Source organism: Streptomyces sp. Da 82-17, from assembly GCF_046098215.1.
Taxonomy (GTDB): Bacteria; Actinomycetota; Actinomycetes; order Streptomycetales; family Streptomycetaceae; genus Streptomyces.
Window position 1 is genome coordinate 22,874 of the sequence record NZ_JBJURH010000035.1, and the last position, 21,842, is coordinate 44,715.

Annotated in this window: 16 protein-coding genes; 5 read left to right on the forward strand and 11 right to left on the reverse strand. The window is 73.4% G+C overall.

Annotated features, from left to right (window positions below):
• Positions 1–147: 147 nt before the first annotated feature.
• The 4 genes from ACIDOF_RS36210 to ACIDOF_RS36225 form a co-directional block, all read right to left on the reverse strand.
• A complete protein-coding gene (locus ACIDOF_RS36210; protein ID WP_409010505.1) occupies positions 148–1,527 on the reverse strand; it encodes a cryptochrome/photolyase family protein in 1,380 nt (459 codons plus the stop codon).
• A 101-nt stretch (positions 1,528–1,628) separates the two neighbouring features.
• Positions 1,629–3,257 (reverse strand): SDR family oxidoreductase, encoded by a 1,629-nt coding sequence (locus tag ACIDOF_RS36215; RefSeq protein ID WP_409010506.1) that lies wholly within the window; start codon positions 3,255–3,257, stop codon positions 1,629–1,631.
• 1,367 nt (positions 3,258–4,624) lie between these two features.
• Positions 4,625–7,021, reverse strand: coding sequence for a glycoside hydrolase family 65 protein (locus ACIDOF_RS36220; protein ID WP_409010507.1), 2,397 nt, complete (start codon positions 7,019–7,021; stop codon positions 4,625–4,627).
• Positions 7,018–7,785: an HAD family hydrolase gene (locus ACIDOF_RS36225; protein ID WP_409010508.1), complete on the reverse strand. Its 768-nt coding sequence runs from the start codon at positions 7,783–7,785 to the stop codon at positions 7,018–7,020. Before ACIDOF_RS36225 ends, ACIDOF_RS36220 begins: the two co-directional genes overlap by 4 nt.
• A 137-nt stretch (positions 7,786–7,922) precedes the next feature.
• On the opposite strand from ACIDOF_RS36225, the gene ACIDOF_RS36230 reads away from it, so the two are divergent.
• From ACIDOF_RS36230 to ACIDOF_RS36250, 5 genes are read left to right on the forward strand one after another with little or no spacing between them, the layout of a single operon-like run.
• Positions 7,923–9,350: an MBL fold metallo-hydrolase RNA specificity domain-containing protein gene (locus ACIDOF_RS36230; RefSeq protein ID WP_409010509.1), complete on the forward strand. Its 1,428-nt coding sequence runs from the start codon at positions 7,923–7,925 to the stop codon at positions 9,348–9,350.
• Positions 9,351–9,400: 50 nt separating this feature from the next.
• On the forward strand, positions 9,401–10,060 hold the full coding sequence (locus ACIDOF_RS36235) for a CBS domain-containing protein (protein ID WP_409010510.1): 660 nt from the start codon (positions 9,401–9,403) through the stop codon (positions 10,058–10,060).
• Positions 10,061–10,062: 2 nt separating this feature from the next.
• Positions 10,063–10,971 carry a potassium channel family protein gene (locus ACIDOF_RS36240; protein ID WP_409010511.1) on the forward strand — a complete coding sequence of 303 codons (909 nt, stop codon included), beginning with the start codon at positions 10,063–10,065 and terminating at the stop codon, positions 10,969–10,971.
• Positions 10,972–11,018: 47 nt separating this feature from the next.
• The gene (locus ACIDOF_RS36245; protein ID WP_409010512.1) at positions 11,019–11,624 is read left to right on the forward strand and encodes a CBS domain-containing protein; all 606 of its coding nucleotides are present in this window, start codon (positions 11,019–11,021) and stop codon (positions 11,622–11,624) included.
• 4 nt (positions 11,625–11,628) lie between these two features.
• Positions 11,629–12,303 (forward strand): DUF4389 domain-containing protein, encoded by a 675-nt coding sequence (locus tag ACIDOF_RS36250; protein WP_409010513.1) that lies wholly within the window; start codon positions 11,629–11,631, stop codon positions 12,301–12,303.
• Here the strand turns inward: ACIDOF_RS36250 and ACIDOF_RS36255 are convergent.
• The 7 genes from ACIDOF_RS36255 to ppsA form a co-directional block, all read right to left on the reverse strand.
• The gene (locus ACIDOF_RS36255) at positions 12,234–15,107 is read right to left on the reverse strand and encodes a cation-translocating P-type ATPase (protein WP_409010514.1); all 2,874 of its coding nucleotides are present in this window, start codon (positions 15,105–15,107) and stop codon (positions 12,234–12,236) included. The genes ACIDOF_RS36250 and ACIDOF_RS36255 overlap by 70 nt on opposite strands.
• A complete protein-coding gene (locus ACIDOF_RS36260; RefSeq protein WP_409010515.1) occupies positions 15,100–15,684 on the reverse strand; it encodes a hypothetical protein in 585 nt (194 codons plus the stop codon). The genes ACIDOF_RS36255 and ACIDOF_RS36260 overlap by 8 nt, the downstream gene beginning before the upstream one ends.
• A gap of 48 nt (positions 15,685–15,732) precedes the next feature.
• The gene (locus ACIDOF_RS36265; RefSeq protein ID WP_409010516.1) at positions 15,733–16,248 is read right to left on the reverse strand and encodes a flavodoxin domain-containing protein; all 516 of its coding nucleotides are present in this window, start codon (positions 16,246–16,248) and stop codon (positions 15,733–15,735) included.
• A complete protein-coding gene (locus tag ACIDOF_RS36270) occupies positions 16,245–16,691 on the reverse strand; it encodes an Hsp20/alpha crystallin family protein (protein ID WP_409010517.1) in 447 nt (148 codons plus the stop codon). Before ACIDOF_RS36270 ends, ACIDOF_RS36265 begins: the two co-directional genes overlap by 4 nt.
• A 206-nt stretch (positions 16,692–16,897) precedes the next feature.
• On the reverse strand, positions 16,898–17,719 hold the full coding sequence (locus ACIDOF_RS36275) for an ABC transporter permease subunit (RefSeq protein WP_409010518.1): 822 nt from the start codon (positions 17,717–17,719) through the stop codon (positions 16,898–16,900).
• Positions 17,716–18,672 (reverse strand): ABC transporter ATP-binding protein, encoded by a 957-nt coding sequence (locus ACIDOF_RS36280; protein ID WP_409010519.1) that lies wholly within the window; start codon positions 18,670–18,672, stop codon positions 17,716–17,718. Before ACIDOF_RS36280 ends, ACIDOF_RS36275 begins: the two co-directional genes overlap by 4 nt.
• 317 nt (positions 18,673–18,989) lie before the next feature.
• Entirely contained in the window at positions 18,990–21,410 is a 2,421-nt protein-coding gene (gene ppsA / locus ACIDOF_RS36285) for a phosphoenolpyruvate synthase (RefSeq protein ID WP_409010520.1), read from the reverse strand.
• Positions 21,411–21,842: the final 432 nt, after the last annotated feature.

A 21,842-nucleotide genomic window follows, 5' to 3' on the forward strand; every position in this document is an offset into this window, starting at 1 on the left:
CCGCAACGTCGTGGTGACGGCCCTGTCCCCGCTCGTGTCGAAGCGGCCCGCCCGGTGCGCGCAGCGTGCGTAGAGTCATGCGGCAGCCGACACCAGGGGACGTCTCCCCCGAGTCGGCCGCCGCTGAGCCGGTGCGGTGTGGCCCCCTCAGTCGCGGCCGCGGGCCTGCTTGAAGCGGGTGAGCCCGTCGGCGAGGTCGATCAGCGGTTCCGGGTAGCCGAGCCCGTTCCTGGTCTCGCGCGGCAGCCGCCAGGGTTCGTGCACCAAGCGGTCCTCGACGTCGGCGAGCTCGGGTACCCACCGGCGGACGTATGTTCCACGCGGGTCGAAGCGCTTGCCCTGGACGACGGGGTTGAGGACGCGGTGGGGGCGGGTGTCCGTGCCGGTGCCGGCCACCCACTGCCAGTTGAGCTGGTTGTTGACGACATCCCCGTCGACCAGCAGGTCCAGGAAGTGCCGGGCTCCGATGCGCCAGTCCACGTACAGGGTCTTCGTGAGGAAACAGGCCGTCAGCAGGCGGGCGCGGTTGTGCATCCAGCCCTCGTGGCGCAGCTGGCGCATGCCCGCGTCGACGAGCGGGTAGCCGGTGCGTCCGTCCCGCCAGGCAGCGATCTCCTCGGCCGCGTCGTCCTCGCCTCGCCAGTGATCGTGCCGGGTGCGGTAGTCCACGGCGGCCGTGTCGGGGCGGGCGGCGAGGACCTGGTGATGGAAGTCGCGCCAGCACAATTGCCGTACGAACGACTCCGCTCCCGGGCCGCCGTGCGCGCGGGCGCGCTGGACGAGTTCGAGGGGTGAGAGAGCCCCGAAGTGGAGGTAGGGCGACAGGCGGGAGGTGGCATCGCCCGCCAGGTCGTCGTGCCGGTCCTCGTACCGGGAGAGCGCGTCGGACCACCACTGCGCGCAGCGGGTGCGGCCGGCCGTCTCCCCGCCCTCGGGGCGTCCGGGCGAGGTGGCGTCGACGTCCTCGGCCGACGGCGGGGACTCGCCGCGCGCCGCCTCGGGGACGCACACGCTCGGCGGCGGCGGCAACGGGTCGCGCAGGGACGTCTGCGACCAGCGGCGGAAGTACGGGGTGAACACGGCGTAGTGGTCGGCACCGGTCCCCGCGGGTGTCACCGCGCCGGGGGCGACGGCGGTGGTCACCGCATCGTGGACGTGCAGCGTCACCCCCTGCGCGGCCAGCGCCTCGCGCAGCCGCCGCTCGCGCCGGTGGGCGTACCTGGTCACGGCGGCGGCCATGTGCACCTCGGTGGCCCCGCACTCGGCGGTGACAGCGGACACCTCCCGCGCGACGGGACCGGTCCGCACCACGAGGCGACCGCCTCGGCACCGGAGCCGCTTGTCCAGGTCGGTCAGGCAGTCGGCGAGGAACGCCCGGCGGTTTGGCGAGTCGAAGCCGACCGCATGCACCCCCGGGTCCCGTACGAAGAGCGGTACGACCTCGTCCGCGGCGCGCACGGCGGCGGTCAGCGGGGGGTGGTCGTGCAGCCGCAGGTCTGCGGTGAACAGGACGACCGCGACGGTCATGTGGCCCCTCCTGGGGTGGTGGTGGTGCGCAGCGCTGAGGATCCGGGCCACGATTCGTGGGGAACGGGCCCTGACGGTCCCCGGACCGGGGCGGTGTCTGCTCATGGCCGCGCTCTTCGCCGGTCCCTTCGTCGGCCTCTTCGCCAGCCGATCGCGCGTCGGATGCGCTCGGCCGGCGACCGGGACGCCGACGGCGACGGCCGGGCGCCCCGTCCGGCCGCCGCGGCATGGGCGATGTTGCGTGCCATGCCCCCGAACACGGCGGCGTGGAAAGGCGAGACCGACCACCAGTAGGCGTGGCCCAGGAGCCCGCGGGGATGGAACAGGGCCCGTTGCCGGTACCGGGTGCGCCCCTGGTCGTCGGTGTCGACGCGCATCTCCAGCCAGGCCAGGCCCGGCAGCCGCATCTCGGCGCGGAGCCTGAGCAGGCGGACGGGTTCGATCTCCTCGACGCGCCAGAAGTCCAAGGAGTCGCCGACCCGCAGCCGTTCGGCGTCGCGTCGGCCGCGGCGCAGCCCGACGCCGCCGACGAACCGGTCGAGCCAGCCGCGCACGGCCCAGGCGAGTGGGAAGGAGTACCAGCCGTTGGGGCCGCCGATTCCCTCGATCACCTTCCACAGGGCCTCGGGGGACGCGGCAACAGGGAGTTCGCGTTCGTCCTCGTACAGGCTTCCGCCGGCCCAGTCCGGGTCGGTGGGCAGCGGGTCGCTCGGGGCCCCAGGCACCGCGGCCGAGGACCAGCGGGTGACGACCTGCGCCTCACGGACCCGCCGGACGGCGAGGGCCAGTGCGTCGTCGAAGGGCAGCGGCCGGCCGGGCAGGTCGGGGACGTAGCGGGCGATGTCGTGTTCGTCGCAGACCACCTCGTGCCGCAGCGACTCGGTGAGCGGGCGGGCGATGGACGCGGGGACCGGGGTGACGAGCCCGACCCAGTGGCTGGACAGCCGGGGCGTGAGGACCGGGACGGGGACGATGACGCGTCGCCGCAACCCGGCGACCGCGGCGTAGCGGCGCATCATGTCCCGGTACGTGAGCACATCGGGCCCGCCGATGTCGAAGGCCCGGTCGACGTCGGCGGGCAGGCCGGCCGAGCCGACGAGGTAGCGCAGCACGTCACGGACGCCGATGGGCTGCGTGCGGGTGTGCACCCAGCTGGGGGTGACCATCACCGGCAGGCGCTCGGTCAGGTAGCGCAGCATCTCGAACGACGCCGAGCCGGATCCGATCACCACGGCCGCCCGGAGCACGGCGGCCGGCACGGGGGCGTCGAGGAAGATCCGGCCGACCTCCGCACGGGACCGCAGGTGGGGCGAGAGCGAGCGCTCGGGGACGCCCCGCGGGGTGAGCCCGCCGAGGTAGACGATCCGGCGGACCCCGGCGGCGTGCGCCTGCTCGGCGAAGATGCGGGCGGCGCGCCGGTCGGTCTCCTCGAAGTCCCGTCCGGTGCCGAGGGCGTGCACCAGGTAGTAGGCGACGTCGATGCCCCGCAGTGCGGCGGCGACGGACTCGGCGTCCGTGACGTCGCCGGGTACGGCTTCGATCCGCGGGCCCCAGGGGTGGTCGCGGAGCTTGCTGGGGGTGCGGACCAGGCAGCGGACGCGGTGGCCCGCGTCGAGCAGCTCGGGGACGAGCCGCCCGCCGATGTATCCGGAGGCTCCGGTGACGAGACAGTGCAGGGAGTCTGGTGTCCGGGGCAGTCCGTTCGCCTTGCCGTTCGAGGTCGCGTTCATCTTTTCCCTCCTCGGGACCGTCCGGGTCTCCTCAGGGCCGGCCGATCATCACCCAGTCCGTGGCGGCGGTGTGCGGGCGGCGGTGACGAGGAAGCGGGAACCCACCGTCTCGGAGACCACCTCGATGGCGGTGCCGATCGAAGGCACGAGCGCCCGCGGTCCGCCGGAGAGCCCTTCAGCATGTCGGGGCGGCCAGGCGGCAGCGCGGGGTCGCGCGGCACCGGCGCCACGCGCCCCTGGGGCGCCCGCGCCGTCGGCGCGTCCCCGCCGGCGGCTGCACCCGGGGGATGCAGGACTCCGTCCACCGCCGGGCCTCCCGGGCCCGGACCGACCACGGCCGGACCGCCCGGAACCGAATCGTCCGTGCGGGACGCCCCACGGCAGACGGGCCGACCAGGCGCATCGTGCAGGCTGGGAAGGGGGTCCCCCGGTGCCGGAAATCGGCTGGCGCCCTGGTAGGACGGGAGTCGGTCGGGGAGGCCGCCGATGTCGCTCAGGCCGAGGGCCACCTCGGCATCGGTGGCCTTGTCCCGTTCCTGCGGTTGCACGCCGGGACCCAGTCCTGGGCTCACCGACTGGGTCTCGAACGCCGGGGCGTGCGGGCCGCCGCGCATGTGGAGCCGCGCCACGGCGAGGGCAAGCCGGCCGGTGTGCTCCACCATGGTCAGGGGATGGCGCCGCACCGGGCAGGAGCGCTCTTCGAGGGGGTGGAAACGCGGCCACCGGCACCGTGCGGTGGAGCTGCGGCCCGAGACGACCAGCATCGACGCCACGGTGGGCAGACCCATCGCGGACCAGGGCACCGGGGCCTGCGCACCGGCGGTCCAGGCCGAGGCCGTGCCGGCCAGCGCGAGGGTGCCCGGTGCGAAGTCCTGGCATAGCGGCCTGCCCTCCGCACCCATTCCGTCCATGCGCTCCTCCCGTCGGAAACAAGCGGCCGCGTGCGCTGGTCGGCCCGCAGGTCCACATGACCCCTTCGGAGCGAGCAGCGCACGCGGATGCACCCGTCAGGACCTCCGATCGCCCCTGGGGAGGCCATGGGCCATGCCGTGACCGCAGAGGTGGCCCTCGGACCACAGCAGTGGGACCGGCGACGAGACCGCGACGCAAGGGGTCCCGGCGTACGCCCTGGGTCCCCGGCAGTACGACGTGACTCCACCGGTCCGGAACTTCGGCGCACAGCGCGGACCGTCCGACCGCCGCGCTGCATCCTCCGGGGGGCGGAGAGCGCGTTGCTCAGCACGGCCGAGGACCGGCCGAGGACCGGCCGAGGGAATGGTGAAGGCGGCGAGGCACTCCGCGTGCTGCTGCGGGCGATCCCCGCTCGTCCGTCGCACGTCGGCCTGAGCCTCCGAGGCCCTTCTCAGTCACAACCGGAACCACCGCTCCTCCCCCGGCACGACGCGGAACCTCCGCTCGCCCGGCAGCACCACGGTGAGCGGCCCCAGCGGGGAGGGCGGTACGCGGACGGCGAGGCGGCCGGGCAGCACGCGTACCCGCACTCCGCGATGTCCCTGGGCGCAGACGGTGAAGGCGAAGCGCGGGATCTCCGCCAGCGGGACGGGGGCCACCCGGAGCCCGTCCGGTCCGGCTTCGAGGCCGGTGATGCCCCGCTCGACCAGGTCGACGGTTCCGGCCATGGCGCCGAGGTGGATGCCCTCTCCGGTCGTCCCGCCCTGGATGTCCGCCACGTCGGCGAGCAGTGCCTCCTCGCAGTGGCGCCAGGCATCGGCGCCCTTCAGGCGGGCGAGGACCCAGCCGTGGACGAGGCTGCTGAGCGTGGAGCCATGACTGGTGCGCCGCAGGTAGTGGTCGACGGTGCCGCGCCACACCGCATCGTCGAGGCGGTGGCCGAGTCGGGCGAACAGGTCGTGCAGTTCGGGCGGTCGGAAGAGGTAGCCGAGCATGAGCACGTCGGCCTGTTTCGACGCCTGGTAGCGGTTGACCGTGTCGCCCTCCGCCTCCAGGATCCGGTCGAGTCTCCGGATGTCGCCGTACCGGGCCCGCAGGGCCTCCCAGTCGAGCTCGGCCAGGTCTCCGTAGCCGTCGAACTGGCTCACCACGCCCTGGTGGAACGGCACGTACAGGCGGCGGGAGACGTCCTCCCAGCGCGTGAGCTCCGTGCCGTCGAGCCCCATGTGCTCCCGGAGTTCCCCGCGCCGCACAGCGGGCAGGCGGTCCAGCAGGTCCAGGGCGCGGGCCAGCACCCAGGCAGCGGTGACGTTGGTGTAGGCGTTGTCGTCGATGCCGGGTGTCGCGGCGTCCGGGTAGGCGTCGTGGTACTCGTCGGGTCCGACGACCCCGCGGATGCGGTACCGCCGCGTGGCCGGGTCGAAGGCGGCGGCCGCGGCCCAGTAGCGAGCGGTCTCCAGCAGGATCTCGGCGCCCTGTGCGTGCGGGAAAGCGAGGTCCCCGGTGGTCTGCGCGTACCGCCACACGTTGTACGCGACGGCCGAGTTCACATGGTGCTGGAGGCGGGAGTGGTCGGGCAGCCAGCGTCCGGAGCGGGGGTTGAGGTGCATCTCCTGGGTCTCCTCCCGGCCCGAACTCGCGCTCTGCCAGGGGTACATGGCCCCGACAGCGCCGGCCCGGCGGGCGGCGGCTCGGGCGGCGGGGAGGCGACGGTGCCGGTAGAGGAGCAGCCCTCTGGCCACCTCCGGGAAGTGCAGGCTGAGGTGGGGCAGGACGAACAGCTCGTCCCAGAACACGTGCCCCCGGTACGCCTCGCCGTGCAGTCCGCGGGCCGGCACTCCCACGTCCAGGTCCGCCGTGTGCGGGGAGAGCGTCTGCAGGAGGTGGAAGCGATGCAGCCGCAGGATGTGCCCGACCTCCCCGGGCACGTACAACTCGCCCTGTTTCCACAGCAGTTGCCAAGCCGCCGCGTGCGCGGAGCGCAGCTCGGGGAACGAGCCGGCCCGCCCGGCCGCTGCGATCGCCGCGCGCAGCGGATCCGCGGTGTCCCGGTCCCGCGAGGTGCACAGGGCCAGGGTCTTGACGACGCGGACCGATCGGCGGGCAGCGATCGGCAGCCGGTACGTCTGTACCGTCCCCGCCCTCGCGCTCGACTCTGCGGCAGGGCAGGCCGGTTCGGTGGTCGTGCGGACCGCCAGGGCGACCCGGATGCCGGACTCGGCGGTGCGGCAGGAGAGCCAGGCGACCCCGCCCGGACGGAATCCGGTCCGGTGCCCGGTGAGGTGGTGGCCCTCCAGGTTCCGGTAGCGCTCGACGCCGGAGTTCGTCACCGTGCCGTCGAGGCCGGCCCTCACGTCGACCGCGCCGGACCACCCGTAGGCGTGGAACGACGTGCACTGGGCCGCGAGGCGCGGGTCACCCATGTGCACGATCCTGGTGTGGCTCACGCGGAGCCCGTGTCCGGCGGGGTCCTGGTAGTGCAGCGACCGGGTGAGTGTCCCGGTGCGCAGGTCGAGCAGCACGTCGGAGTGGCACAGGTCCGCCGAGTCGGGGGTCAGCCAGGCGCCGGGAGGTTCGCCGTCCGGCAGGCAGCGGTAGCGCAGCCACGTCCAGTCGGGCAGGTTGACGAGGTCTTCGTTCGTCACCTGTACGCCCGCCACGGTCGAGGTGCGCCGGTCGTAGCAGCCCGCGAGGTAGGTGCCCGGGTAGTGGGTGGCGTCGGCGCGGCACTCGGGTGCGGAACCCCGGGTGGCGAAGCGGCCGTTGCCCAGCGTGCAGAGCGCCTCGACCAGACGCTCGCGGTCCGGTGCGTACCGGTCGTATCGCCAGGTCCAGCCCGGGTCCACCGTCATGCCGGCCCCCAGACTGTCATGGCCAGGGTCTGCAGGTCGGGGACGACCAGGTCGGCGCCCTGCTCCCGCAGGGGCGCGGTGGCGCGCCGGTCGGGGGTGCGGTCGACCCCGACGACCAGGCCGAAGCCGCCGCGGTGCGCGGCCCGTACGCCTGCCTGCGCGTCCTCGACCACCGCGGTCTCCTCGGGGCGGCTGCCCAGGACGGCGGCAGCGTGCAGGAAGAGCGCGGGGTCGGGCTTGCCGGGGAGGTGGAGGCGGGCGGCGTCCACCCCGTCGACGAGCGCGGCGAAGAACCGGTCGAGGGCATGCGCATTGAGCAGGGCGCGGGCGTGCCGGGAGGCCGAGACGGCGGCGCAGGGCACTCCGGCGGTGCGCAGGGCTTGGAGCGCCGGCACGGTGTCCGCGTAGACGGGTGCACCACCGGCGGCGAGCAGTTCGGTGAAGGCCTGCTCCTTGCGGGCGGCGACAGCCCAGACGGTGTCGCAGCCCGGCGGGTCCCCGGGTTCGCCCGGAGGGAGGGCGAGTCCGCGCGCCGCGAGGAACGCCTCGGCTCCGTCGTAGCGGGGCCGCCCGTCGACGTACCGGCGGTACTCCGCCTCCACGTCGAAGGGCGGCTGCCCGGAGTGCTCTCCGCCCCACCGGGTCAGACAGGGGTCGAAGGCGGACTTCCAGGCGCGGGCGTGGACGACGGCGGAGTCGAGCAGCACGCCGTCGGTGTCGAACACCGCGCTGCGCGGCGCACGGCTGCCGCGGTCCCGGCTCACGGCTGTGCGTCCTCCCCCGCCGCATGCCGCCCGCTATGAGCCGGTCGGCCCCGGGTCAGGGGCTCTCGGCCCCCTCCGCACGGCAGGGTGCGGGTGTCACTGTGGAGACCGGCCCACTCGGAGAAGGAGGGCTGACCATGTCCGAGGCAGCCCCGTCCGCCGTCCCGGGCGCTCCGCGCCCCGCCCTGCTCAGTTTCCTCGGCGGGGTGGGGACGGTCACCGGGAGCAAGTTCCTGGTGGAGAGCGACCATGCGCGGATCCTCGTCGACTGCGGTCTCTTCCAGGGTTTCGCGAACCTGCGCCGCCGCAACTGGGAGCGGCTCGCCCGCGACGCCGCGGACATCCACGCCGTCGTCGTCACCCACGCCCACCTGGACCACTGCGGCTATCTTCCGCGTCTGGTCCGGCACGGTTTCCGCGGCCCGATCCTGACCACCCCGCACACCGCGCGCCTCGCCGGGATCGTGCTGCGCGACAGCGCCCGGCTCCAGATGGAGGCGGCCCGGCACGCGAACGAGCACGGTTGGTCGAAGCACCGCCCGGCGAAGCCCCTGTACGACGACTCCGACGTGGAGAAGGCCCTGGCGTTCTTCGACCCGGTCCCGGTGGGCGCGGACGTGGAGATCCTCGCGGGCACGCGGCTGACGCTGCACCATGGCGGGCACATCCTCGGCTCCGCGTGGGCCCGGCTCACCCTGGAGGACGGGCACACCCTCGCGGCTTCCGGGGACCTCGGGCGGCCGGGGCATCCGCTGCTGCTGCCGCCGGAGCCGTTCTCGGGCGCCGACGTGCTGCTGATGGAGTCGACGTACGGCGACCGCCGCCACGACCAGGACTCGGCCCGCTCTGCCTTCGCCGACGTCGTCGCCCGGACCGTCGCGAGGAGCGGCACGGTGGTGATCCCCGCGTTCGCGATCGACCGCACCGAGGTCGTGCTGCACGAGCTGGTCCGGCTCCGCGAGACAGGCGTACTGCCGCGCTCGGTCCCGGTGTTCGTCGACAGCCCGATGGCGCTCGCGGCTCTCGACGTGTACCGGGACGCGGTTCGCGAGCGCTCCCCCGAACTGCGCCCCGAGATCCTCGCGGAGGGCGAGGGCGCGCTGAGTCCGGCCCCGTTCCAGGCAGCCCGCACGGTCCAGGAGTCCATCGACATCAACAGCGTGCCGGGCCCGGCCGTCATCGTCTCCTCGGCCGGCATGGCCACCGGGGGGCGGGTCCTGCACCACCTGGACCGGCTGCTTCCCGACCCCCGCAACGCCGTGGTCGTCGTCGGCTTCGCCGCGGCCGGAACGCGGGCCCGCGACCTGGTCGACGGGGCACGGGTGCTGAAGATGTTCGGGGCGTACGTGCCCGTCCGCGCGGAGGTCGCCGACGTACCGCACTTCTCGGCGCACGCCGATGCCGGGCAGATCGTCGACTGGCTGCGCTCCGCCCCGCCCCCGCACACCACGTACCTGGTCCACGGCGAACCGGCGGCGGCCGCCGCACTGCGCGACCGCATCGACGACGAGCTCGGCTGGACGGCCGTCGTCCCGCGCTCCGGCGAGGCCGTGCTGGTCCGCTGAACCGCCGGCCGGCCGCCGAGCCCACATCGACACCCGCTGAGGAGGGACCCATGGCCGCACAGCCGTTCACGGTCGCCGACGTGATGACGAAGAAGGTCGTCGCCGTACGGGTCGGCGCGGAGTTCAAGGAGATCGTGGCCACGATGGCGCGGTGGGCGGTGAGCGCGGTGCCGGTGGTCGAAGGGGAGCGCGGCGGCCGGGTGGTCGGCGTCGTCTCCGAGGCCGACCTGCTTCCCAAGGAGGAGTTCCGCGACCACCGGATCGGCCTCGTCGAACAGTTGGGGCACCTGGCGGAGACCGCGAAGGCCGGCTCGCGCACGGCCGGTGACCTGATGACCTCGCCCGCGGTCACCGTGGGCCCCGAGGCCTCCCTGCCCCAGGCGGCCCGCATCATGGCAGCCCACCACGTCAAGCGCCTCCCCGTGGTCGACGAGCAGGGCACGATCCAGGGCATCGTCAGCCGGGTCGACCTGCTCAAGGTCTTCCTCCGCAGCGACGAGGACCTCGCCGCCGAGATCCGGCAGGGCGTCGTCGAGCGCTGGTTCCCGCTCTCCCGGAACCAGGTCGAGGTCCGCGTCGAGGACGGCGTCGTGACGCTGTCCGGCGACGTCCAGGACAGCTCCCTCATCCCCATGGCCGCGCGTCTGGCCCAGGCGGTCGAGGGCGTGGTGGACGTGCGGTCCGAGCTCACGGCGACGGCCGCGACCTAGTCGTGCCGGGCCGGCTCTCCACACTCGCGGGCGCGGCCCTGGTCCTGTTCGTGCTCCGCGACGTGTTCCACACCTTGTGGCACCCGACCCGCCACGGCGGCCTGAGCCGTCTGGTGATGATGTCCCTCTGGCGGCTCTCCGCGCTCGTCGGCGCTGGCCGTCGTCCGGCCGGCCTTGCGGGCCCGGTCGGCGTGGTCGCGGTCTTCGCGGTCTGGGCCCTGACCGTGTCCGTGGGCTGGGCGCTGGTGTACTGGCCGTACATGCCGCGGGACTTCTCGTACGCGGCAGGGCTCGCCCCCGAGGAGCACGCGGGTCCCGTCGACGCGCGCTACCTGTCCCTGGTCACGCTGGCCACCCTCGGCCTCGGGGACATCGCGCCGGCCTCGGATCTACTGCGGGTCCTCGCGCCCATGGAGGCGCTGGTCGGGTTCGTGCTGCTGTCCGCGACCGTCGCCTGGATCCTCGGCATCTACCCGGCGCTCGCCCGCCGCCGGGCACTGGCCCTGCGGCTCTCCCACGTTCGGCGCAGCCGAGCGCCCGCGCAGGCGCTCGACTCGGACGGCGGTGCCGCGCTCCTGGACGGCCTGGCCGCCGCCCTCGCCACGATCACCGTCGACTTCCAGCAGTACCCCGAGTCGTACTACGTCTGCGACGGCGACGAGAACACGTCGCTGCCCGCCCAACTCGGTTTCACCGTCGGCCTGGCGGACCGGGCCGCGAGGGCGCGCCATCCGGATGTGCGGCTCTCCGCGTCGGTGCTCCGGACCGCGCTCGGGGATCTCGCCGCGGTCGTCGACGAGCGGTTCCTGCGCACCGGCGCCACAGCCGGGGAGGTCTTCTCGGCGTACGCGGGCGATCACGGCCGACCGGCTGGGCCGGACGGCCCTCGTCGGAGTGGCGGAAGCGGGTGATCCTGAGAAGAGCGGGGGGTGTCGGACGCACGAGAAGGTGACGAGAGATGAGGCACCGCAGCGTCGCGGACCTGATGACGCCCACGGCGGTGGGCGTCGCGCCGGAGACCACGTTCAAGGAGATCGCGCGGCTCCTCGACGAGTACGACATCACCGCGGTGCCCGTCGTGGACAAGCTGGACCGGCCGCTCGGCGTGGTCTCCGAGGCCGATCTGGTCCGGCGCCATGTGCGAGGGGACGAGGACGACACCGCGGAGGAGCTCATGTCGAGCCCGGCCGTGGTCGCCCGCCCCGAGTGGAGCGCCGTCTTCGCGGCCGGTGTGATGGACCGGGAGAAGGTCAAGCGGCTGCCCGTCGTGGACGACGACGGCCGCCTGATCGGGGTGCTCAGCCGCAGCGACCTGGTCCAACTGTTCCTGCGCCGCGACCGCGCGATCCAGGAGGAGATCGTCGAGGACGTGATCACCCGCACCCTCCGGCTGAGCCCCTCGGCCCTGTCGGTGGACGTCACGGAGGGCCGGGTCACCCTCAGCGGCACGGTCCGCGACCCGGACCTCGTACCGGCGCTGCTCAAGCTCTGCGAGAGCGTCGACGGCGTGGTGAAGGTCATCGACCGCATCGAGCGCCGAAGCGACGTCCCGGCCGGGAGGTGAACCCATGAACACACAGCTCGCGCCCTCGCGCCGTTCGCCGGTCTCGCTGAACGCCGAGCTCGACGCTCCGCTGTCCCGCTGGCTGTGGCTGGTCAAGTGGATCCTGGTGATCCCCCACTGGATCGTGCTGTTCTTCCTGTGGATCGGCTTCTTCCTCGCCACGGTCGTCGCGTTCTTCGCGATCCTCTTCACCGAGCGCTATCCACGCGCCCTGTTCGACTTCAACCTCGGTGTGCTGCGCTGGTCCTGGCGTGTCTCGTACTACTCGTACAGCGCCCTCGGCACCGACCGGTATCCGCCGTTCAGCCTGGGCGCCGAGCCCGGCTATCCGGCGCGGCTCGACATCGCCCCGCCCGAGCGGCTCTCCCGCGGCCTCGTCCTGGTCAAGTGGTGGCTGCTCGCGATCCCGCACTACCTGGTCCTCGCGTTCTTCGCGGGCGGCATGCGGCACGCCCTGGGCAGCGTCGGCCTGATCTCGCTGCTCACGCTGTTCGCCGCAGTCGCGGTGCTGTTCACCGGCCGGTACCCGCGGGATCTGTTCGTCCTGGTCGTCGGCCTGAACCGCTGGGTGTTCCGGGTGATCGCCTACGCGAGCCTGATGACGGACGCCTATCCGCCGTTCCGCCTCGACCAGGGCGGCGCGGAGCCGGACAACTCCGGGGTGCGCCCGGCGCGTTGACGACGGCGGTGCGCCCTGCGGAGTTCGTCCGTGCCCCACACGAGGAACGGGAATGTCGTGACGACGGCGACGACGTCCAGGGGAAGCGCGGCCGTGCCGAAGAGCTGCTGCAGCGGTGGCGCGTAGACGACCGCGGCGGTGAACGCCAGCTCGAAGGCGATCCCGGCGAGCAGCAGCGGGTTGGTGAACACGCCCACGGTGCGGAGCGCGGCATGGTCGGTGCGGGCGGCGAAGGCCGTGCCGACCTGGCAGGCGACGATCCCGGCGAACGTGGCGGTGGTGGCCGTGACGTACGCCTCGTGCAGGGGACTGCCGGCGCCGGTCGGACTGCCGGGCTGCCAGCCGGCCCGCCACAGCACGTAGAAGTAGCCGGCGAGCACGAGGACCGCCGATGTCAGGCCCAGCCAGCCCCAGCTGCGCACGAGCATGTCGCGGGAGATCACACTCCGGTGCGGCGGCCGGGGCGGACGTTGCATGACGCCGGGCTCGGAGCGTTCCCGGCCGAGGGCGAGAGCGGGCAGTGTCTCGGTGCCGAGGTCGATGGCGAGGATCTGCAGCACGGTGAGCGGCAGCGGTACGGCGCCCGCGGAGAGCGCGAAGACGAGGAACGGGACGATCTCCGGGGTGGCGTGGGCGAAGATGTAGACGATGAACTTGCGTACGTTGTCGTAGACACGGCGCCCGGACTCGACAGCCGTCACGACCGTGGCGAAGTCGTCGTCGGTGAGGACCATGACGGCTGCCTCACGAGCGACGTCGGTGCCGGAGCGGCCCATGGCGACGCCGATGTGGGCGCGATGCAGCGCCGGGGCGTCGTTCACGCCGTCGCCGGTCATGGCGACGATCCGGCCATGGGCCCGCAACGCGTCGGCGACCTTGAGCTTCGTCTCGGGCGAGGAGCGGGCGAAGACGATCTCGGCGTCGTCGTCGAGGAGCAGCCGGTCCAACTCGTCGTCGCCCAACTGCTCCGACTCCGGGACCACTTGGAGCCGGGGCAGGCCGATGCCGACGCTCCGGGCGACCGACGCGGCCGTCGCCCCGTTGTCGCCGGTGACGATGTGCACGCGGATCCCGGCCTCGTGGCAGTGGCGGACGGCCTCAGCGACCTCGGGCCGCGGCGGGTCGTACAGGCCGAGCAGGCCGAGCAGCGTCAAGCCCGTTTCTGCGTCGCGCCGGCGGGACGGGGGTGCGGCCCCGGCCGGTACGTCGCGTACGGCGACGGCGAGTACGCGCATCCCCTCCCCGGCGAGTTCTTCGGCGGCCGCACGCCCCTGTTCGGCGGGGGCTCCGGGTGCGAGCCGGGCCAGCACGGCCTCGGGGGCGCCCTTCACGACGACCCGAGCGCCGCCCGCGTCCGGGGCGTCCTGCACCACGGACATCAGCCGCAGCCGGGGGTCGAAGCGGAAGACGGCCCGGCGTCGCAGGTCCCGCTCCTCCGGGTCGACCGCCGCCCCCTGCGCCGCGGCACCCTCGACGATCGCGGTCTCGGTCGGGTCGCCGTGCAGTTCGCCGTCGGCGCCTCGCGTGACGGTGGTGCACTGTGCGGCCGCAGCCGTCAACTCCCTTGTCCACGGTCCGGGTTCGCGCCCGCGCCCCGGAGTCCAGCAGGCCTTCAGACGCATCTGGTTGCGGGTGAGAGTGCCGGTCTTGTCCGTGCAGATGACGCTCGTGGAGCCCAGCGTCTCCACCGCACTGAGCCGCTTGACCAGGGCGCCCCGACGGGCCAGTGAGCGCACGCCCACCGCGAGAGCGAGGGTGATGGTCGGCAGCAGCCCCTCGGGCACGTTGGCCACGAGGAGGCCGATGGCGAACATCAGCGCATCCGTCACCGGCAGGCCCACGGCGACGCCCACGACGAGGAACACCGCACCCATCCCGGTGGCGACGGCCGCGATGAGCCACGCGACCTTCTTGACCTGCCGCTCCAGCGGGCTCGTCTCCCGCCGGGTGCGCTGGCTCAGGGCGGCGATCCGCCCCAGTTCCGTGTGGTGGCCGGTGGCGAACACCACCGCCTGTGCCTGCCCCTCCACGCAAGTGGTCCCGCTGAACAGGAGGTTGGGCTCCTCCAGGAGCGGCGCTCCATCCCGTCCGGCGCCGGCCACCCGCTCGGCGGGCACGGATTCCCCGGTGAGCGTGGACAGGTCGACCTCGACGCCTCCCCGGGCGACCCGCGCGTCCGCGGGGACCTTGTCCCCCTCCTCCAGGAGGATCACGTCCCCCGGCACCAGGTCGCGGGCGTCCACGGTCAGGGGTTCGCCGTCGCGTACGACGAGGGCGTGTTCGGGCAGGTAGCGGGCGAGGGTCTGCACGGCACGCTCCGCCTGGCGTTCCTGCAGCAGGGCGAAGGCGGCGTTCACGGCGATGACTGCGGCGATCGTCCAGCCGAGCACCGCGAGGTCGGCGACGAAGGCGAGGGCGGCCGCCGCCCACAACAACAGGGCGAGGGGATGGACGAGTTGACCGGTCAGCTCCCGTAGGAGCGAGGTGCGCCGCTTGCTCCGGACCTCGTTCGGCCCGTGCACGGCGAGGCGCCGTGCGGCCTCACGGGCGCTCAATCCGTCCGGGCCGGTGGCGAGTTCACGGCGGAGCCTGGGCAGGGGCTCGCTGGGGTCGGAAGGCGGTACGTCGCCGGGTTCGGCGGCGAAGTGCGGCTCGGCGCCCCGGCCGGCGGTCGGGTGCTGCACGGCGCCCTCGCCGGCTGTGTGTTGCGCGGCGCCCGGGTCACCGGTCGGGTCCGGCGTGTCGCCAGGTCCGGCGGTGGCGTGCCGGGCGGCGTGGCCGACGGAGCGGGCGTGTTCAGCCATCGCCGTTTCCGGAACCGCTGCCCCGGCGTTGGCGGCCGGACCAGATGGGCTCCACCCGGGCCCATTCCTCCTCCCACTCGGCCAGCCGTCGGCCCTCGGCACGGCGGCGTGCGAGGTACTGGAGGCCGACGCCCGATCCCGCGACCGCGCCGGCCACCACGATGCCGCCCGCGAGACTCGTGAGGACCAGCTCCCCCGCGGTACCCGGCGGACGCGCGACGGCGCCGCTGTCGTCCACCCAGATGGTCACGGTGCTGCCCTGGGGGGTGTGGCCCTGCACTTCGATGGTGCCGGTCCTGCGGACGTCGTCGGGGTACTCCCACACGGCGGCTGCGGCAGATCCCGCCGAGGCGCCGCGCCAGGCCGCACCGGCCGTGACGACCGACTTCTCGACCGTCGTCGCCTTCACCCGGTGGAGGTGCTCGGCGCGTTCTCGGTCGGCCCTGGCACCGGCGTCCCAGAAGAACCCCATGGCGACGACACCGCACAGCACGGCAACGGTCAGCAGGAACGGCGGCAGTACGCGCCCGTGGGGACCGGCGGAGGGCCGCCCCGGCACTTGCTCGTGGTCGCTCATTGCGCACCTCCCGTGGGCGGCGGCAACTGGCCGCCGCAGCAGGGCTGTTCAGCGGGCGGTCTCCGGCCCGGCCTCCAGGTCGTCGGCGATGTGATGCGCCCACGCCTGGATCTGCGCCGAGTTGCGGAAGTCCCCGCCCTTGCCGTGCCGGACCAGGGAACGGGCCACGAGGCCCGGCGTCTTCGCGGTCATGGCTCCGCCGAACGTCATGTGCTCGCGTGCGCCGAGCCGCTCCATGCTGCGCGCCACCCCCAGTACGGGCGGGATGTCGTACTGTTCGGCGGAGCTGTCGACGGGGCCGCTGCTGAAGAGCCATACGGGGCGGCGGCTCAGCTGCTCGGCATTGCGCCGGACGCATCTGCGGGCCTGGCCGTTCCAGCGCCCGGCGTACAGGGCGCCGCCCAGGACCACGCCGTCGTAGCTGCTCACATCGGTGATGTCGCCGGCCGGAAGGACGACCGCCTCCACACCGTCGTCCCGCAGGGTCCTGCCGATCTCCTCGGCGATACCGGCGGTGGCGCCGTGCTTGCTTCCATAGGCGACCAGTACGCGCTTGAAGGTCATGACGTCTCGCCTCCGTCGGCCCGCTTCACCGGGATGGTCCGTGGTGTCTCGGCCGTCCCGTCGGGCAGCGGGACGCGGACGGTGAGAATGCCGTCGGCGTACGAGGCCTCCACGTCGTCGGCGGGGATCGGGACCGGGAGGCGCGCGGAGCGACGGAAGGATCCGTACCGGAACTCCGAGTGCTCCTTGGTCTCCTCGCTCTCGCGGTGCTCCGCCTGCACCGTGATCACGTTGTCGTCGACGGTGATGCTGATGTCGTCGACGTCCATTCCGGGCAGCTCGGCGCGCAGCACGTAGGCCCGGTCGTCGCTGGTCACCTCCACCGGGATGGAGTGGGCGGTCGCAGCGGGTCGCCAGGCGGGCAGCCCCGGGAAGTCGCGGTGGAACCAGTCGTCGAACTCGGGGAAGAGGCCGCGTCGACGTGCCGGCTTGTCTCCGGTCATCGTTCTGCTCCTCGTGCGCGGGCCCCGTGCGGGGGCCGGCGGCTGTTCAGGTCGTGGAGCCTGTTCGGCTCGTGTGCCTCCACCCTCTCGCCGTACGGGCGCCGGGCGCAGTGCCCGACCGGGTTCTTCCGCAGGGCCGGTCGGTCCCGAACAGGCCGCGTCCGCCGGGTCCGTTCGGCCCACCGCGTTCTATCGCGGTGTTCCGGTCACGGGGCGAGATCGCGGCGGCGGAGCAGGACGTGGGCCGCGAGGAGGCCGACGGCGCCCACGCCCACCAGGACGGCGAGCGGTGCCCAGAGGATCGTGCCCTGGGCCAGCGCGTCGCCGGGTGCGTAGTAGTGGAAGGGGCTTGCGTAGCGCAGCGGGGCCGCCGGTTCCCAGGCGAGGGCGAGGAAGTTCAGGGCGAAGCCCACGGCGCCCATGGCGGTCACCGCCCCGAGCACCTGGGACCGTCGCCGCCCGGCCGCCGACACCGCGAGCGCCGGCCCGGTCAGGGAGAACGCGAAGCCCAGACCCATGGCTCCGGCCGCGAACACACCGCCCAGGCCGACGTCCGCGTGGATCGAAGGGGACAGGGCCACGCCGACCGCGACCGTCAGGGTCCCGGCTGCGGTCAGCGCGGTGGAGGCGAGGAGCAGCGCACCGGCCCGCTCGGCGAGAAGCCGTGCACGGGTGACGGGCCTGACCATGACGAGCTCGATGGTGCCCGACTCCACATCGGCGGCGACGGCGGCGGCCGCGAGGGAGCCGATGACCGTCAGCTGGAGGGCGATCCAGAACGGGTGGACCAGGCCCGCGCCGAGCAGCCCCGGATAGCTGGCGAGGGACACGTCCCCGCCGGAGCCGCTGAACGCCCGGTACGCCGATGGCGGGCCCTTCCCTCCCCCCGAGAAGAGCTGCCCGGGCGGAATCGTGTCGGCCACGACGACGATGAGCGTCTCGAAGGCCACCATGCCGACGAGCAGCGCGACCAGCATGCGCCGTCGCCGGTGCAGTGCGAGCCGGAGAAGCGGCAGCCGTTCCGTCATGACGGGCCGCCCGGGGCCTGCTCGTCGCGCGGTGCGCCCTCCCGGTAGAGGTCGAGGAACGCCTCGTCGAGGCCCGCCTCTTCGACGGTGATGTCGGCGACGGGCAGAACGAGCAGCTCACGCAGGGCGTCGGCGACGTCCCTGGGCGGTACGAGGAGTTCGGCGCGGTCGCCGTCCCAGCGCGGCTGCCATCGGTCGGCGGCCCCGAGGCTCCGTACGCCTCCGGTCGCCGCGGGGGCGAGCGTGACGCGGATCTTGCGGGCGCGGGCCTCGCGCAGCGCGTCCACACGGGCCACGGTCACGAGCCTGCCGTCCCGCACGATCGCGACCCGCCCGCAGGCGCGCTGCACTTCGGGCAGCACGTGGCTGGAGAGCAGCACGGTACGTCCGGCGTCGGCGGCTTCCGTCAGGAGTGCGTAGAACGTCTCCTGCACGAGGGGGTCCAGGCCCTCGGTCGGCTCGTCCAGGACGACGAGGCGCGGGTCGTGCTGGAAGGCCTGGATGAGGCCGAGCTTCTGCTTCATGCCCCGGGAGTAGGCGGCGACCGGCCGCCGCAGGTCTCGTTCGGACAGGGCGAGGCGCGCGCACAGCTCGGTGCGGCGCCGCGACGGTGCGCCTTGCAGGGCCGTGAGCAGGTCCAGGGTCTCCGCCCCGGTGAGCTCCGGGTAGAGCCTCAACTCGCCGGGCAGGAAGCCCAGTTCGAGAGCGAGCCGACGGTGGTCGAGCACCGGGTCCAGGCCGAGCACTCGGGCCTGCCCGGCGGTGGGGCGAAGAAGCCCGGCGAGGCAGCGCAGCGTCGTGGTCTTGCCCGCCCCGTTGGGGCCGAGGAACCCGAAGACCTCGCCGGGATCGACGACGAGGGACAGCGCGTCGACGCCGACGACCTGCCCGAAGTGCTTGGTCAGCCGGGTCAGTTCGACGGCGGGTGCCGCGGGCGGCTCGCGGTCAGGCACAGATCTCCTCGACGAAGTGCCCGACCTGTTCCTCCGGCAGGCGCCGGGCGAGGTCCGCCTCGTCGGCGATCGTCATGGTGGCTCTCTCCTCTCCCCCTCCGGTTCCTCGGCTCCGGGTGGTGCACGGGGTGCGGTCACAGGTAGGCGGACGAGACCTCGACGGTCCGCACCGGGCGCTCGGGCCGGGGGCGTAGCGCCTTCAGCGGCACGGGGAAGGTCTTCGGATCCCGGGGCAGGACACCACTCGCCCCGCTCCGGAGCCGCCGCTGTCCACGGGAGTGGCCGTTTCGCCGTCCACGCCGACCGGAGCGCATGACTCACTCCTCCCTTGCTGAATTGCCGCTGGATACAGGCGAGTTGAAGCCGTACGTCGCCTCCGCCTGGGCCACGTGCTGCTTGACCGCCGCGAAGCTGTCCGGTGCCACGGAGAGGGAGTCGAGGCCGGCCTCGACGAGGAGGGCCGTGAAGCCGGGGTCGTCGCTGGGCCGCTGCCCGCACAGGCCGACCGGGCGGCCGACGGCGTGGGCGCGTGCGGCCAGGGACTCGATACTGCGGACCACGGCGGGATCACGTTCGTCGAAGAGCCGGGACAGCTGTTCGGAGTCGCGGTCGACACCGAGGGTGAGCTGGGTGAGGTCGTTGCTGCCGATGGAGAAGCCGTCGAAGCGGAGGGCGAACTCCTCGGCGAGGACGACATTGGCCGGGATCTCCGCCATCACGTACACGAGCAGCCCGTTCCGGCCGCGTTCGAGCCCCTCGTCGGCCATGACGGCGAGCACCCGGTCCGCCTCGCCGAGGGTGCGGCAGAAGGGGATCATCACGACGACGTTGGTCAGGCCCATCTCGTCGCGCACGATCCGCAGGGCCCGGCATTCGAGCGCGAATCCCTCCCGGTAGCCCTCGCTGTAGTACCGGCTCGCGCCGCGCCAGCCGATCATGGGGTTCGCCTCGTCGGGCTCGAAGGGCCGGCCGCCGACGAGTTTGGCGTACTCGTTGGTCTTGAAGTCGCTGGTGCGGACGACGACGGGGTCCGGCCAGCGGGAGGCGGCGATGCGGGCGATGCCGTGGGCGAGGCGGTCGACGAAGTACTGGCCGGGGTCGAGGTAGTCCTCGGTGAGCCGCTCGACGACGTGCCGGTCGGCCGGGTCGAGGCGGTCGGGGTGGAGCAGCGCCATGGGGTGGGTCTTCACCTGGTGGGCGACGATGAACTCGAGCCGGGCGAGGCCGACTCCGTCGGCGGGCAGCCGCCACCAGCGGAACGCGGCGGACGGGTCGGCCAGGTTGAGCATCACGCGGGTGCGGGTGGTCGGGAGCTCCGCCAGGTCGGTCTGTGTCTCCTCGTACGGGAGCAGTCCCGCGTAGACGCGGCCGGTGCCGCCCTCGGCGCAGGAGACGGTCACCGCGCGGCCGTCGTCGAGGAGTTGGGTGGCGTTGCCGGTGCCGACGACGGCCGGGACGCCCAGTTCGCGGCTGACGATGGCGGCGTGCGAGGTGCGGCCGCCGTGGTCGGTGACGACGGCGGAGGCCCGTTTCATGACGGGTTCCCAGTCGGGGTCGGTGATGCCGGTGACGAGGACCCCGCCCTGCGGGAACCGGTCGAGGCCGACGGGTGCGTCGAGCGCGACGACCGGGCCCTGGCCGATGGCCTCGCCGACGGCGGTGCCCTCGACCAGCGGGGCACCGGGGGTGGCCGTGAGCCTGCGGCGGGTCAGGGTGTCGGCCCGGCGGCGTGACTGGACGGTCTCGGGGCGGGCCTGGACGATCCAGAGGTCGTCCGTGCGGCCGTCCTTGGCCCATTCGAGGTCCATCGGGCAGCCGTAGTGCTCCTCGACGGCGGCGGCCCAGTCGGCGAGCAGGCGGATCTCGGAACCGTCGAGGACCTGCTGGTGGCGTTCGTCGCGGGAGGTGCGGACGGTCCGGGTGGACCCGTGCTCGGCGTACACGGTCTTCAGACGCTTGGTGCCGATCTGCACGTCGATCACCGGGTCGAGGGCGGGGTCCTTCATGCTCGGTTTGAAGACGGTGTACTCGTCGGGGTCGACCTGTCCGCTGACGACGGTCTCCCCCAGTCCCCAGGCCGCGCTCACCACGATCACGTCGGCGAAGCCCGTCTCCGGGTCGAGGGTGAAGGCGACGCCGGCGCCCGCGAGGTCCGAGCGGACCATGGCCTGGACGCCGACGGACAGGGCCACGGCGAGGTGGTCGAAGCCCATGCGTTCGCGGTAGTCGATCGCCCGGTCGGTGAACAGGGAGGCGCAGCACCGCAGGCAGGCGTTCAGCAGCTCGTCCTCGCCCCGCACGTTGAGGTAGGTCTCCTGCTGCCCGGCGAAGCTGGCCGCCGGCAGGTCCTCCGCGGTCGCGCTGCTGCGCACGGCGACCTCGGGCTCGGCCTGGCAGGTCTCGACGGCAAGCCGCCGGTAGGCCGCGAGCACGTCGTCCCTGACGCGGGCGGGGAGTCGGCGGGCGAGGAACAGGGAGCGGATGCCCGCGCCGACCTCGTCGAGCGGGGCGCCGTCGTGCAGCCGGTCCAGCTGGGTTTCCACCTGGCTGCGCAGGTCGCCGGTGCCGAGGAGTTCCGCGTACGCCTCCGCGGTGGTGGCGAAGCCGGGTGGGACGCGTACGCCGGCATGGCGGAGGTGGTTGGTCAGCTCACCGAGCGAGGCGTTCTTGCCGCCGACCCTGCCGACGTCGTCACGGCCGAGGTCGGTGAACGGCACGACGTACCGGGTCTGTCCCATGGTGTCTCCCGCAGTTCTCATCGCGGTTCCAACTGCTCGGCAGCGTCTGTCGCTTCAGTAGCGGAGGGGGCGGCCGGAGGGCGACCGCAGGTCCAGCGGTTGGGGGCGACGCGGCGCTTTGGGCTGACGGCTGACCCGGATCTGCTGCATCGTGCTCACCTTCTCGGAGGCCGGGCCTCGCCGTGTCGGCCCGTCTGGTCCTCACGCTGCCGCGTGCGCGTGCGGCTCCCCAGGGCCGAGGGGGTCAGGTTTCCGGGCCGGTCGGACCGTGCGGGGCCGGGGCCGAACGGGCCCCGGCAGTGCTCCCGTTCGGTGGGCCCGGCTGCGTCAGAGGTATGGCGACGACGGGTCCGGGGGCGTGGCGGAAGAGGTCGCGTACCGGCCCGGGTCGGCCTCTCGGGGCCCGTCGTCCGCCGGTCGTCGGGTCATGCC

Coding starts and splice junctions, on each gene's coding strand:
- ACIDOF_RS36250 (WP_409010513.1), top strand. CDS start 11,629: ATGAACACACAGCTCGCGCCCTCGCGCCGTTCGCCGGTCTCGCTGAAC.
- ACIDOF_RS36235 (WP_409010510.1), top strand. CDS start 9,401: ATGGCCGCACAGCCGTTCACGGTCGCCGACGTGATGACGAAGAAGGTC.
- ACIDOF_RS36230 (WP_409010509.1), top strand. CDS start 7,923: ATGTCCGAGGCAGCCCCGTCCGCCGTCCCGGGCGCTCCGCGCCCCGCC.
- ACIDOF_RS36220 (WP_409010507.1), bottom strand. CDS start 7,021: ATGACGGTGGACCCGGGCTGGACCTGGCGATACGACCGGTACGCACCG.
- ACIDOF_RS36275 (WP_409010518.1), bottom strand. CDS start 17,719: ATGACGGAACGGCTGCCGCTTCTCCGGCTCGCACTGCACCGGCGACGG.
- ACIDOF_RS36260 (WP_409010515.1), bottom strand. CDS start 15,684: ATGAGCGACCACGAGCAAGTGCCGGGGCGGCCCTCCGCCGGTCCCCAC.
- ACIDOF_RS36210 (WP_409010505.1), bottom strand. CDS start 1,527: ATGACCGTCGCGGTCGTCCTGTTCACCGCAGACCTGCGGCTGCACGAC.
- ACIDOF_RS36215 (WP_409010506.1), bottom strand. CDS start 3,257: ATGAACGCGACCTCGAACGGCAAGGCGAACGGACTGCCCCGGACACCA.
- ACIDOF_RS36270 (WP_409010517.1), bottom strand. CDS start 16,691: ATGACCGGAGACAAGCCGGCACGTCGACGCGGCCTCTTCCCCGAGTTC.
- ACIDOF_RS36265 (WP_409010516.1), bottom strand. CDS start 16,248: ATGACCTTCAAGCGCGTACTGGTCGCCTATGGAAGCAAGCACGGCGCC.
- ACIDOF_RS36255 (WP_409010514.1), bottom strand. CDS start 15,107: ATGGCTGAACACGCCCGCTCCGTCGGCCACGCCGCCCGGCACGCCACC.
- ppsA (WP_409010520.1), bottom strand. CDS start 21,410: ATGGGACAGACCCGGTACGTCGTGCCGTTCACCGACCTCGGCCGTGAC.
- ACIDOF_RS36245 (WP_409010512.1), top strand. CDS start 11,019: ATGAGGCACCGCAGCGTCGCGGACCTGATGACGCCCACGGCGGTGGGC.